This is a genomic window from Tessaracoccus terricola (genome assembly GCF_054776555.1).
The window spans coordinates 203,196-215,600 of sequence record NZ_BAAHBS010000003.1 but is presented as its reverse complement, the minus strand read 5'-3'; the positions used below and the strand labels follow the sequence as shown (position 1 = coordinate 215,600).

At 69.6% G+C, this 12,405-nt stretch carries 12 protein-coding genes; 1 reads left to right on the top strand and 11 read right to left on the bottom strand.

Annotation, left to right across the window (positions count from 1 at the left end; all coding sequences use genetic code 11):
• The 11 genes from ACYU7G_RS05650 to efp form a co-directional block, all read right to left on the bottom strand.
• Complete coding sequence (locus ACYU7G_RS05650) at positions 1-1,971, bottom strand: primosomal protein N' family DNA-binding protein (protein ID WP_461105649.1); 1,971 nt, start codon at positions 1,969-1,971, stop codon at positions 1-3.
• A 9-nt stretch (positions 1,972-1,980) separates the two neighbouring features.
• Complete coding sequence (gene metK, locus ACYU7G_RS05645; RefSeq protein WP_461105647.1) at positions 1,981-3,168, bottom strand: methionine adenosyltransferase; 1,188 nt, start codon at positions 3,166-3,168, stop codon at positions 1,981-1,983.
• Positions 3,169-3,266: 98 nt separating this feature from the next.
• Positions 3,267-3,614 carry a DNA-directed RNA polymerase subunit omega gene (gene rpoZ / locus ACYU7G_RS05640; RefSeq protein WP_461105645.1) on the bottom strand — a complete coding sequence of 116 codons (348 nt, stop codon included), beginning with the start codon at positions 3,612-3,614 and terminating at the stop codon, positions 3,267-3,269.
• A gap of 39 nt (positions 3,615-3,653) precedes the next feature.
• On the bottom strand, positions 3,654-4,223 hold the full coding sequence (gene gmk, locus ACYU7G_RS05635; protein WP_461105708.1) for a guanylate kinase: 570 nt from the start codon (positions 4,221-4,223) through the stop codon (positions 3,654-3,656).
• A 13-nt stretch (positions 4,224-4,236) separates the two neighbouring features.
• The gene (gene mihF / locus ACYU7G_RS05630) at positions 4,237-4,548 is read right to left on the bottom strand and encodes an integration host factor, actinobacterial type (protein ID WP_461105643.1); all 312 of its coding nucleotides are present in this window, start codon (positions 4,546-4,548) and stop codon (positions 4,237-4,239) included.
• Between the two features lie 139 nt (positions 4,549-4,687).
• Complete coding sequence (gene pyrF / locus ACYU7G_RS05625) at positions 4,688-5,500, bottom strand: orotidine-5'-phosphate decarboxylase (protein ID WP_461105641.1); 813 nt, start codon at positions 5,498-5,500, stop codon at positions 4,688-4,690.
• Positions 5,475-6,554: a quinone-dependent dihydroorotate dehydrogenase gene (locus ACYU7G_RS05620; RefSeq protein ID WP_461105639.1), complete on the bottom strand. Its 1,080-nt coding sequence runs from the start codon at positions 6,552-6,554 to the stop codon at positions 5,475-5,477. Before ACYU7G_RS05620 ends, pyrF begins: the two co-directional genes overlap by 26 nt.
• A complete protein-coding gene (gene carB, locus ACYU7G_RS05615) occupies positions 6,551-9,862 on the bottom strand; it encodes a carbamoyl-phosphate synthase large subunit (protein ID WP_461105637.1) in 3,312 nt (1,103 codons plus the stop codon). Before carB ends, ACYU7G_RS05620 begins: the two co-directional genes overlap by 4 nt.
• Positions 9,862-10,995: a glutamine-hydrolyzing carbamoyl-phosphate synthase small subunit gene (carA, locus tag ACYU7G_RS05610; protein ID WP_461105635.1), complete on the bottom strand. Its 1,134-nt coding sequence runs from the start codon at positions 10,993-10,995 to the stop codon at positions 9,862-9,864. The genes carB and carA overlap by 1 nt, the downstream gene beginning before the upstream one ends.
• 17 nt (positions 10,996-11,012) lie before the next feature.
• On the bottom strand, positions 11,013-11,444 hold the full coding sequence (nusB, locus tag ACYU7G_RS05605; RefSeq protein WP_461105633.1) for a transcription antitermination factor NusB: 432 nt from the start codon (positions 11,442-11,444) through the stop codon (positions 11,013-11,015).
• Positions 11,437-12,006, bottom strand: coding sequence for an elongation factor P (gene efp / locus ACYU7G_RS05600; RefSeq protein WP_461105706.1), 570 nt, complete (start codon positions 12,004-12,006; stop codon positions 11,437-11,439). The genes nusB and efp overlap by 8 nt, the downstream gene beginning before the upstream one ends.
• Positions 12,007-12,188: 182 nt before the next feature.
• Here efp and ACYU7G_RS05595 point away from each other — a divergent pair, with 182 nt between their 5' ends.
• The gene (locus ACYU7G_RS05595; RefSeq protein ID WP_461105631.1) at positions 12,189-12,401 is read left to right on the top strand and encodes a CsbD family protein; all 213 of its coding nucleotides are present in this window, start codon (positions 12,189-12,191) and stop codon (positions 12,399-12,401) included.
• The last annotated feature ends 4 nt before the right edge of the window (positions 12,402-12,405 follow it).

Below are 12,405 nucleotides of genomic sequence, written 5' to 3'. Positions count from 1 at the left end.
CTACTCCATAACCTCGGGGTCCACCTGGATGTACAGCCTGCCACCTTCCTTGCGCGCAGACCTGATCGCGGCCGCGGCCTTCACCCGCGACACCAAGTTCCGGCCCCGTTCCAGGGGCACGCGCAGGAGGGCTGCGAACTCCGGTTCCGGGCCGGCGCGCAGTTCGGTGGGGCCGAGGATGTCGACACCCTCGAAGGGGTCGTTGTCCAGGAACTCGTTGAGGGCGTCCGGGTCACCGCCCACGCGCACCACCTTCGCCGACGGCGGCAGCCCCACGTCGGTGCGCTCCGCCAGTTCGCGTTCCATGAAACCGCCCACGTCGCCGCGCACCAGCGCCTGCAGCGCCGGGTGCTGGGACGTCCCCACCGCCACCACGGTGCCGCCCTCCTCCGGGCCGCGGCACAGGGCGATGGCGTTCAGCCAGCGTCGCAGCGACTCCTCCTCCACCCGCAGGTCCGGCCGGGCCAGCATCAGGCCGGTGTCCAGCAGGAGCACCCCGGCGTAGCCGTGCGGGGCGACGGGCTCGGCTCCCGGGGTCGCCACCACGATGGCGGAGGTGTCAGGCACCTCGGAACGGATGGACTCGGCCGAACTGTTGACGGCCAGCACCCCGGGGAACGCCCGGGCGAGTTCCTCCGCGGTCCGTGTGGCGCCGGCCACGGTGGAACGCAATTCGGTGCCGTGGCAGTGCCGGCACTCCCAGCGCGCCGGCTGGTGGCCGCACAGCGAGCAGGACGTGACGCCCCTGGACCGCATCCGGAGCGGCGCACTGCACTTGCCGCACAGCGCTTGGTTGCCGCAGCGTCGACAACTGAGGGAGGCGGAGTGGCCCGCGCGGGGTACCTGCACCAGCACCGGCCCCTGCGGCAGCCGATCCCGCAGGAACCGGAAGGCGTCCGACGGCAACCGTAGCCTGGCGGCGGTGGGTTCACGCGCCGGGTCGTCGCCGACGATCCGGACCGGCGGCCCCACCCGGCGGGACTGGGCGGGTGTCATCGCGATGGGGTGCAGCCAGCCGGAGGCGATGAAGCCCTGCGCCTCGGCGGAGCGGGCGTGCGAGGCCAGCAGCAGCGCGCTGCCGGACTGGACGGTCCGCAGCACCGCCACTGTGCGGGAGTGCGGGTAGGGCGCCCGGAGCTCGGCGTGCGAGTCCGAACCGTCATCCACCACCACCACCAGACCCAGGTCCTTCACCGGCGCGAACGCAGCGCTGCGGGTGCCCACCACGATCCTTGCCTGGCCCCGCACCGTCGCGAGGTAGTTGCGGTACCGGGCCGAGCGCCCGAGGTCGGCGCTGAGGGTGGCGACGGCGTTGGCCCCGAACGCGGCGGCGAGCCGGGCCTTGGCCTGTTCGAGCTCGCGGGCCGTCGGGACCACGACGATGGCGCTGCGGCCGGAGGCGACGGTGGCCGAGACGGCCTCAACCACGCCCCCGAGGAGGTCACCGGGTGCTGCGGAGGTGGCCGGGACCTGCCAGAACGCGCGGGGGCTGCCACCGGAGGCGATGGCGCCGAGGAACCCCTCGCCGCCGTCGAAGCGCGGCAGCACCGTCGGCGCAGCCTGCTGCGCGGGGTCCGGCCACTCGCGCTGGTTGGCCTTCTCCGTGGCGCTGTGCCGGGGCGGGATGGCGAGGCGGGCGACGTCGGTCCACACGCCGGCGTAGTGGTCGGCGACGCTGCGCAGGAGGTCGTACAGCTCCGGCGTCAGGATCGGTTCGGGTGAGATGACGGCGTGGAGCTTGGACAGTTTCATGCCCGCCTCGGGCTCACCGAAGCCCACCAGCCAGCCGTCGCGGAGTTGGCCGCTGAACCGGACGCGGACCCGGGCGCCCGGCACTGCGGCCTCGAGCATGTCGTCGGGCACGACGTAGTCGAACAACCGGTCCAGGTGCGCGAGGGGAATGTCGACGGCGACCCGCGCCACCCTGGGTGGCTGCGGGTCGCCGATCAACGCTGGCGCGTCCTGCGACATGTCAGTCGACTAGCCCTTCACCGCCCGGGCGAGGGCGTCGGCACGATCCGTCCGCTCCCACGTGGCGTTCGGGACCTCGCGGCCGAAGTGGCCGTAGGCGCTGAACTCCCGGTAGATGGGGCGCAGCAGTTCCAGGTCGCGGATGATGGCACCGGGGCGCAGGTCGAAGGTGGCCAGCACGGCGTCGCGGATCTGCTCGTGCGGCACGGCCTCGGTCCCGAAGGTGTCCAGGTAGAAGCCCACCGGGTGGGCCTTGCCGATGGCGTAGGCCACCTGCACCTCGCACCGCTTCGCGAGGCCCGCGGCGACGACGTTCTTGGCCACCCACCGCATGGCGTAGGCCGCGGAGCGGTCCACCTTCGAGGGGTCCTTGCCGGAGAAGGCGCCGCCGCCGTGGCGGGCCATGCCGCCGTAGGTGTCGACGATGATCTTGCGGCCGGTGAGGCCTGCGTCACCCATCGGGCCACCGATGACGAACTTTCCGGTGGGGTTCACCAGCACCCGGTCCGGTGCGGCGAAGCCGTACTGCTCCAGCACGGGGTTGATCACGTGGCGTTCGATGTCCGGGCGGATGACATCGTCGAGGGAGACCCCGTCGGCGTGCTGGGTGGACACGACGACGGTCTCGACCTTGGCCGCGCGGCCGTCGGAGTAGACCACTGAGGCCTGGGTCTTGCCGTCGGGGCGGACGTAGTCCAGCGTCCCGTCCTTGCGCACCTGGGTGAGGCGTTCCGCGAGGCGGTGCGACAGGTCGATGGGCAGCGGCATCAGCGACGGGGTCTCGTCGCAGGCGTAGCCGAACATCAGGCCCTGGTCGCCGGCGCCTTGGTGGCTGCCGGCGTCGGTGTCGTGCTCGACGCGCGCCTCGTAGGCGGAGTCCACGCCCTGCGCGATGTCCGGGGACTGGGCGCCGATGGCCACCGAGACGCCGCAGGAGGCGCCGTCGAAACCCATCGCGGAGGAGGTGTATCCGATGTCGAGGATGCGTTGCCGCGCGATCTGCGCGACGTCCGCGAATCCGGTGGTGTTGACCTCTCCCGCGACTACGACGAGTCCGGTGGTGACGAGCGTCTCGACCGCGACGCGGGCGCCCGGGTCCTGCTCCAGCAGGGCGTCCAGGACGGCGTCGGAGATCGAGTCGGCGATCTTGTCGGGGTGTCCCTCCGTGACTGACTCGGAGGTGAACAGTCGACTCATGGTGTTTCTCCTAGGTGTGGCGACAAGCCACGATCGGTGTTTTTGGGTGGCAACAAGCCACCAACCCCGCCAGCAGCGGGGAATCCTTCAGGAGGTGATCAGGAGGCCGGGTCGGGGTTCTGGTCGGCGAACGGGTCGACGAACGCGAACGCCGGATCCGCCTCGGCCTCTTCCGCGGCAGCAGCCTCGGCCTCGGGATCGATGTCGGTGTACTCGAGCAGGTCGTCCTTGATCTCGCGCAGCGCGATGGACAGCGGCTTCTCCTGCGGAGCTGCGGACACGAGCGGTCCGACGTTCTCCAGCAGGCCCTCGCCGAGCTGCGAGTAGTAGGCGTTGATCTGGCGTGCACGCTTCGCCGCGAAGATCACCAGCCGGTACTTCGAGTCGATGGACTCCAGAAGATCGTCGATCGGCGGGTTGGTGATGCCCTCAGGTTGGATGCTCAAGGTTGACCTCTGATCAAAGTGTGCGGAAACTGCCTGTGGTCACAAGCCCATCAAGCTTATCAAAGTGGCCACGGTTTCCTCGACGTCGTCATTCTCCACCACCTCGTCGGCCTCGGCCATGGCCTCGAGCTCCAGTTTCGCCGTCTCCAACCGGCGAGCCTGGGTCTCCTCGTCCTCGGTGCCGCGGCCCCGCAGCCGCTTGACCAGTTCGTCCCACGACGGCGGCTGCAGGAACACCAGCTTCGCCTCGGGAAGGTTCTGCTTCACCTGCCGGGCGCCCTGCAGGTCGATCTCCAGGACGACGGTGCGGCCCTGGGCCAGCGCATCCTCCACCGCCGCGCGCGGCGTGCCGTAGCGGTGCAACCCGTGCACGATCGCGTGCTCGAGCATCTCACCGTCGTCGATGAGTTGGCGGAAGTGATCGTCGGTGACGAAGTGGTAGCTCACCCCGTCGGTCTCGCTGGGGCGCGGCTTGCGCGTGGTCATCGAGACCGAGAAGAACACCTCCGGCCGCTGCTTGCGCAACGCTGCGCAAACCGTTCCCTTGCCGACCCCACTGGGGCCGGAGATCACCCAGACCGACGCGTTCTTGTTGTCCACCCGGGACAGCCTAGCGACTGGGTCAGGAGAACATCTCCTTGAGGCGTTCCACCTGGTGGCGTCCGAGGCCCCGGATGCGTCGGTTGGGGGCGATCTGGAGGCTCTCCATGATCTCCTGGGAGCGGGTGATCCCGACGCGCGGCAGTGCGCGCAGGAGGTCGACCACCTTGACGCGCGAGAGGACCTCGTCCTCGGCGGCGCTGTCGAGGGCCTGCCCGAGGGTCACCTTCCCGGTGCGCACCTTCTCCTTGAGCTCGGCACGTGCTCGCCTGGCCGCAGTTGCGGCGCTTCGGGCGGACTCGAGCTGCTCGGGGCTCAACTGCGGTATGGCCATGTCTACTCCGTTCAACAACACCCGATCCCCTCGGTCGGGCGTACCAACACTTTGGAGCAATGTAGCCCGCCGCAACGGCTGTTAGCGCGAACAAGCAAAAGGTTCGTGCGATTTCGGTGCCGGCCCGCCCGGGAAGGGGTCAGCCGAGCTGCGCGGACTGCTCCAACAGGCGCGTGGCGCGGTCCTCGAGTTCGGCCCGACCAGCGCCGATGACCTCGCGGCTGGCGGTGGGCAGCACCAGGGCGGAGGCGTCGCCGAAGACCCGCCGGACGGCCTCGATGGTCCCGCCCTGGGCCCCGATCCCTGGCACCAGGATGGATGCGTTGAACGCAGAGACGTCGCAGCCCAGGTCCTCGTGGGTGGCACCCACCACCAGGCCGACGGCGTGCTCCCAGCCGGGGTTGCCCGCGGCGACGGTGTCGACGACGTGCTGGGCGACGCTGCCGCCGTCGACGGTGCCGGTCTGGATGGCGTGCCCGTCGGGGTTCGAGGTGCGGGCCAGGACGTAAATGCCCCGTCCCGCGGCCACCGCCCGCTCGATGGCGGGTGCCAAGGAGCCGACGCCGAGGTAGGGGCTGAGGGTGATGGCGTCGGCGCGCAGCGGGGAGGCCTCGTCGAGGTAGGCGGTGGCGTAGCCGGCCATGGACGAGCCGATGTCGCCGCGCTTCACGTCGAGCAGGGACAGCGCCCCGGCGTCGCGGATGTCGGCGAGGACCCGCTCCAGCACGGCCACGCCCGCGGACCCGAAGGCCTCGAAGAACGCCGACTGCGGCTTGAACACGGCGACCTTGTCACCGAGTTCCTCGACGATGCCACGGGCACACGCTTCGAGCCCCGCCAGGTCCACGCCGAGGCCCCAGGCCTGCAGCACCGACGGCATCGGGTCCACCCCGACGCACAGGCGCCCGCGCCCGTCGGTCAGCTGCTCAAGCCTGCTTCGGTAGCTGCTCATTTCGCTCCAGTTCCCGGATCCCGCTGATCAGCGCGGTGCCCTCGTAGATGAATCCCGTGTACAGCTGCACCAGTTGCGCACCGGCGTCGAACATCCGCCCGGCGTCCGCCGGGGCCATGATGCCGCCCACCCCGATGACGGGGAGGTCGGTGCCGGTGGCCACGTCGTCGACGAAGCGGAGCGCCCGCTGGGTCAGGGGTGCCCCGCTGAGACCCCCTGCCTGCTCCCCCACTGCCCGGTCCGCCGGGGCGAGGCCCTCGCGGGAGAGGGTGGTGTTGGTGGCGATGATCCCGGCTGCGCCGGAGTCATTGATCACGGCGAGGGTCTCGCGCAGCTGCGCCGGCTCCAGGTCCGGGGCCAGTTTGACGAGGATGGGCGTCGGGCGGCCGGAGAGCCGGGCAGCCTCCCCCACCAGTGATGCCAGCAGCCCGGCCAGTTCCTCGGCGGCCTGCAGGTTGCGCAGCCCCGGCGTGTTCGGGCTGGAGACGTTGATGGCGAAGTAGTCCGCGTACAGCTCCAGCGCTCGCAGCGAGTGCAGGTAGTCGTCGATGGCGCGGTCCAGCGGCACCACCTTGGTCTTGCCGATTGAGATCCCCAGCGGGATCCCGACGGCGTGGTTGCCCCGCCGGACACCCATCAGGTGCAGCCGCTCGGCCATCGCCTCGGCCCCGGAGTTGTTGAACCCCATCCGGTTGACCAGTGCGCGCGAGTCCTTGAGCCGGAACACGCGCGGCTTCTCGTTGCCGGGCTGGGCCTGGCCGGTGACGGTGCCCAGTTCCGCGAATCCGAACCCCAGGCGTGCCCACGCCGCGGCCGCCCGGCCGTCCTTGTCCATCCCCGCGGCCAGGCCGACGCGGTTGGGGAACCGGATCCCCGCAACGGTCACCGGGTCCGCCACGGCAGCGCGGCCGCCCGTGGGCAGCTTGGACAGCAGCCCGACGACGTCCTCGTGCACCCGCTCGGGGTCTCCCCCGCGCAGCCGGAAGAACAGCGGACGCAGGCCGAGGGTGTAGGCGGCCTGCATCAGCCGCGTGCGGGCGGACGGGTTGGTCATCGGGTGGCTGCCGCCCATTCCTGCAGCGACTCCACCTCGAGGCCACCGCGGCGGAGCGCCTCGATACCCTGCACTGCGGCCGCGAGGCCGGGGACGGTGGTGACGCAGGGCACGTCGGCCAGCACGGCCGCGGTGCGGATGAGGTAGCCGTCCTCGCGGGGCGAGGCGCCGTCGACGTTGCTGCCCTGGGGCGTGTTGAACACGAAGTCGATCTCGCCGCTGCTGATCAGCTCGACGATGGTCGGGGCGGTGTCGCCCTCCTCGCGCTCGGAGAGCTTGTGCACCTCGGTCACCTCGACGCCGTTGCGGCGCAGCACGGAGGCGGTGCCGCTGGTTGCGAGGAGCTTGAACCCGAGGTCCGCGAGCCGCTTGATGGGCCACAGCGCGTGCCGCTTGTGCCGGTTGGCGACGGAGACGAACACGGTTCCGCTGGTGGGCAGGGGGCCACCGGAGGCGGCCCAGGCCTTGGCGTAGGCGGTGCCGAAGTTGTCGGCCAGCCCCATCACCTCACCCGTGGAACGCATCTCCGGCCCGAGGACGGTGTCGACGAACGCGCCGGTGGAGGTACGGAACCGGTTGAACGGCATCACGGCCTCCTTCACGGCCACCGGCGCGCCGGCGCGCGTGGTGGAGCCGTCGCCCTCTGCAGGGAGCAGGCCGGAGTCGCGGAGGTCCGCGACGGTCTCGCCGAGCATGATGCGGGCGGCGGCCTTGGCGAGTTGGATGCCCTTGGCCTTGCTGACGAACGGGACGGTGCGGGAGGCGCGCGGGTTGGCCTCCAGCACGTAGACCGTGTCGGCGTGCAGCGCGAACTGGATGTTCAGCAGGCCGCGCACCCCGACGCCGTCGGCGATCAGGCGGGTGGCCTCTCGGATGTGCTCCACGACGGCGTCGCCGAGGGTGATGGGGGGCAGCGAGCAGGCGGAGTCACCGGAGTGCACACCGGCCTCCTCGATGTGCTCCATCACGCCACCGAGGAACAGTTCCTCGCCGTCGTAGAGGGCGTCGACGTCGATCTCCACGGCGTCGTCGAGGAAGCGGTCCACCAGGACGGGTGCGTCCTCGGTGATCTCGGTGGCGTTGCTGATGTAGCGCTCGAGGGCGGCGTCGTCGTAGACGATCTCCATGCCGCGCCCGCCCAGCACGTAGCTGGGGCGCACCAGGACCGGGTAGCCGATCTCGGCGGCGATCTCCTTGGCCTCGGCGAAGGAGCTGGCCATGCCATGCTTGGGTGCCGGCAGGCCCGCGCGGCTCAGCAGCCGTCCGAACGCGCCGCGCTCCTCGGCCAGGTTGATGGCCTCGGGGCTGGTGCCGAGGATCGGCACGCCAGCGTCCTTCAGCGTCTGCGCGAGCTTGAGCGGCGTCTGGCCGCCCAGCTGGCAGATGACGCCGACGACGGGGCCCGCCTTGAGCTCGGCGTGGTAGATCTCCAGCACGTCCTCGGCCGTGAGCGGCTCGAAGTAGAGCCGGTCCGAGGTGTCGTAGTCGGTGGAGACGGTCTCGGGGTTGCAGTTGACCATGACGGCCTCGTAGCCGGCCTCCCGCAGCGCCATGGTGGCGTGGACGCAGGAGTAGTCGAACTCGATGCCCTGCCCGATGCGGTTGGGCCCGGAGCCGAGGATCAGCACGGCGGGCTTCTCGCGGGTGGGGACCTCGGTCTCCTCGTCATAGGAGGAGTACATGTACGGGGTCCGGGCCTCGAACTCGGCGGCGCAGGTGTCCACGGACTTGAACACCGGGCGGATCCCGAGGGCCCAGCGCACACCGCGGATCACGTCGGTGCTGTGGTTGCGCAGCTGCGCGATCTGGGCGTCGGAGTAGCCGTGCTTCTTGGCCTTGCGCAGCACCTCTGCGGTGAGCTCGGGGGCGTCGCGCACCTCGGCGGCCAGGTCCCGCAGCAGTTCGAGTTGGTGCACGAACCAGGGGTCGATCTTGGTGGCGTCGTAGACCTGCTCGGTGGTGGCACCCTGCTGCAGGGCCTGCATCACGAGCCGGATGCGGCCGTCGTGCGGGCGCGCCGCGTCGGTGAGGAGCTCCTCGACGCTGCGCTCGGCCGGGGCGGTGTAGTCGAAGGGTGCCGACGCGTCCTCCATGGAGCGCAGGGCCTTGCCCAGCGCCTCGGTGAAGTTGCGGCCGATGGCCATCACCTCGCCCACGGACTTCATGTGGGTGGTCAGCGTGGAGTCGGCGGCCGGGAACTTCTCGAAGGCGAACCGCGGCACCTTGACGATGACGTAGTCGATGACGGGCTCGAACGCGGCCGGCGTCACCTGGGTGATGTCGTTGGTGATCTCGTCGAGGGTGTAGCCGACGGCCACCTTGGCGGCGATCTTCGCGATCGGGAAGCCGGTGGCCTTGGAAGCCAGCGCCGAGGAGCGGGACACGCGCGGGTTCATCTCGATGACGATCATCCGCCCGGTCTTGGGGTCGATCGCGAACTGGATGTTGCAGCCGCCGGTGTCGACGCCGACGGCGCGGATGATGGCGATGCCGACATCGCGCATGCGCTGGTACTCGCGGTCCGTCAGCGTCATGGCGGGGGCGACGGTGATGGAGTCGCCGGTGTGGACGCCCATCGGGTCGAAGTTCTCGATGGAGCAGACCACCACGACGTTGTCCGCGGTGTCACGCATGAGCTCGAGCTCGAACTCCTTCCAGCCGAGGATGGACTCCTCGATCAGGACCTCGGTGACGGGGCTGGCGGACAGGCCGGCGCCGGCGATCTGGCGCAGCTCGTCGGCGTCGTGGGCGAAGCCGGAGCCGACGCCGCCCATGGTGAAGCTGGGGCGCACGACGACGGGGAAGCCGAGCTCGTCGGCCGCGGAGAGGACCTCGTCCATGGAGTGGCAGATGAACGACTTCGCCACCTCCGGCGGGCCGCCGGGGACGTCGAGGTTCAGGCAGATCTCCTTGAACTCCTCACGGTTCTCACCGCGCTGGATGGCCTCCACGGAGGCGCCGATGAGCTCCACCCCGTACTTCTCGAGGACGCCGGCCTCGTCCAGCTTGATGGCGGCGTTCAGGGCGGTCTGGCCGCCGAGGGTGGCGAGCACCGCGTCGGGGCGCTCCTTGGCGATGACGCGCTCCAAGAACTCCGTGGTGATGGGCTCGACGTAGGTGGCGTCGGCGAAGTCCGGGTCCGTCATGATGGTGGCCGGGTTGGAGTTCACGAGGATGACCCGGAACCCCTCCTCGCGCAGCACGCGGCACGCCTGGGTGCCGGAGTAGTCGAACTCGCAGGCCTGCCCGATGACGATCGGGCCCGAGCCGATGACGAGGATCGATTCAATGTCCTGGCGGCGGGGCATCAGGCTTCCTTCCCGGCGTTGGCGGCCAGCATCTCGACGAAACGGTCGAACAGGTGGGTGGAGTCGTGGGGGCCGGCTGCGGCCTCCGGGTGGTACTGCACGGAGAACCCGACGCATCGTCCGTCGCGGTGCAGCTCGAGGCCTTCCACGACGTCGTCGTTCAGGCAGACGTGGCTGACGCGGGCGGTGCCGTAGGGGGTCTCGACGTCCTCCCCGACGGGGGCGTCGACGGCGAAGCCGTGGTTCTGGGCGGTGATCTCGACCTTGCCGGTGGCGAGGTCCTTCACGGGCACGTTGATGCCGCGGTGGCCGAACTTGAGCTTGTAGGTGCCGAAGCCCAGCGCGTGGCCGAAGAGCTGGTTGCCCAAACAGATGCCGAAGTACGGGATCTTGTTGTCCAGGACGCTCTTCAGCACCGAGATGGGGCCGATGGCGGCGGCCGGGTCGCCCGGGCCGTTGGAGAAGAACACGCCGTCGGGGCCGATGGCCTCCACGTCGGCCCAGGTAGCGGTGGCGGGTAGCACGTGCTGCTCGATGCCGATCTCGGACAGGCGCGTCAGGGACATGGACTTGATGCCGAGGTCCATGACGGCGACGCTGTACTTCTTCTCGCCCTGTGCCGGGATGACGTAGGCCTCGTCGATGGTGACCTCGCCGGTCAGGTCGGCGCCCTCCATGGAGGGCTGCTGCAGCACCTTGGCCAGCAGCGACTTCTCGTCCAGGTCGGTGGTGGAGATGCCCACCCGCATGGCGCCGGCCTCCCGGATGTGGCGGGTCAGCGCGCGGGTGTCCACGTCGGCGATGCCGACGACGCCCTGCCTGGCGAGTTCGGCGTCGAGGCTGCCCTTTGAGCGCCAGTTGGAGGGGCGGGGGGCTGGGTCCCGCACGACGAAGCCGGCCACCCAGATGCGGGAGGACTCGTCGTCCTCGTCGTTCCAGCCGGTGTTGCCCACGTGCGGGGCCGTGGTGAGGGCCACCTGCTTGTGGTAGCTGGGATCGGTCAGGAGCTCCTGGTATCCGGACATGCCGGTGGAGAACACCAGCTCCCCGAAGGCCTCGCCGGCCGCGCCGAAGGATCGACCACGAAATACGCGTCCGTCCTCCAGAACCAAGATTGCGGGTTGAGAACTCATGCGTACCTCGTCAGTGATCAGTTTTCAGTGGGCTTCAAGGGATCGGCCGCGGCTCGTGAGAGCAGGCCGTTGAGGAATGTCGGTGACTCGTCCGTGGACAGGTCTGAGGCCAGGCGGACGGCCTCGGAGATCGCCACCGACGCCGGGACGTCGCTGTGGTCCAGTTCGAAGACTGCGATCCGTGCCAGATTACGGTCGACGGCGGGCATCCGCTCCAGCGTCCACGAATCTGAGACGGCGGCGGAGATGCGCGCGTCGATCTCGTCGGTGTGCTCGGCGACGCCGTGGACGATGGTGCGGGTGAGCTCGCGGACGGTTCCGCCCCCGAGGCTCAGCTGCTCGTTCAGGAGGTCGACGATGCCCACGCCGCGCTGCTCCGCGGCGAACAGGACGTCCAGTGCGGCCTTGCGGGCCTTGGTCTGGGCGCCGTAGTGCGGGGCCTCAGCCACCGGTGACGCGGCCCAGGTAGGAACCGTCGCGGGTGTCCACCTTGACCTTCTCGCCGTTGGTGATGAACAGCGGGACCTGGATCTCCTTGCCGGTCTCCAGTGTGGCGGGCTTGGTGCCACCGCTGGAGCGGTCGCCCTGCAGGCCGGGCTCGGTGTAGGTGATCTCGAGCTCCACGGAGGCGGGCATCTCGATGAACAGCGGGTTGCCCTCGTGGGTGGCGACGGTGGCCGACTGGTTCTCCAGCAGGTAGTCCTTGGCGTCCCCGACGACGTCCGCGCTGATCATGAGCTGGTCGAAGGTGGTGTTGTCCATGAAGACGTAGTCGTCGCCGTCCATGTACAGGTACTGCATCTCGCTGCGGTCGACGGTGGCGGTGTCCACCTTGGTGTCGGCGGGGAACGTGCGGTCCACGGTCTTGCCGGACAGGACGTGCTTCAGCTTGGTACGAACGACGGTGTTTCCCTTGCCGGGCTTGTGGTGCTGGAACCACTGCACCTGCCAGAGCTGACCATCGAGGTCGAGCACCATCCCGTTCTTCAGGTCATTGGTCGACGCCACAATTTCCGCCTCTCATCCGCGATCCGGGTGAACCCATCAGGGCCGTCGCGAGAGTCTACCCAAGATCCGACGATGCGCGAAAAGTGCGCGACCCCGTCTCACCGAACCACCCGTCGTGACCCCCTCCCCGACGTACATTGGAGGTCTCGTGCAAGCCCGCACGGGTCCGAGAAGAAGGAGTTGCAATGGGATTGGGAGACAAGATTTCCAACGCCGCCGAGCAGGCCAAGGGCAAGATCAAGGAAGGTGTCGGCGACCTCACTGACAACGAACAGCTCGAGGCCGAAGGCCGTGTCGACCAGGGCAAGGGCAAGTTCAAGGAAGGCGTCGAGGACGTCAAGGACAGTGCCGCAGAAGCCTTCAACGACCTCACCGACGATGACAAGGACCGCCGCTGACGGC

Bases quoted from the DNA above. Each gene is read 5' to 3' on its own strand.
- ACYU7G_RS05650 (WP_461105649.1), bottom strand. From the start codon at position 1,971: ATGTCGCAGGACGCGCCAGCGTTGATCGGCGACCCGCAGCCACCCAGG.
- metK (WP_461105647.1), bottom strand. From the start codon at position 3,168: ATGAGTCGACTGTTCACCTCCGAGTCAGTCACGGAGGGACACCCCGAC.
- mihF (WP_461105643.1), bottom strand. From the start codon at position 4,548: ATGGCCATACCGCAGTTGAGCCCCGAGCAGCTCGAGTCCGCCCGAAGC.
- pyrF (WP_461105641.1), bottom strand. From the start codon at position 5,500: ATGAGCAGCTACCGAAGCAGGCTTGAGCAGCTGACCGACGGGCGCGGG.
- ACYU7G_RS05620 (WP_461105639.1), bottom strand. From the start codon at position 6,554: ATGACCAACCCGTCCGCCCGCACGCGGCTGATGCAGGCCGCCTACACC.
- carB (WP_461105637.1), bottom strand. From the start codon at position 9,862: ATGCCCCGCCGCCAGGACATTGAATCGATCCTCGTCATCGGCTCGGGC.
- carA (WP_461105635.1), bottom strand. From the start codon at position 10,995: ATGAGTTCTCAACCCGCAATCTTGGTTCTGGAGGACGGACGCGTATTT.
- ACYU7G_RS05595 (WP_461105631.1), top strand. From the start codon at position 12,189: ATGGGATTGGGAGACAAGATTTCCAACGCCGCCGAGCAGGCCAAGGGC.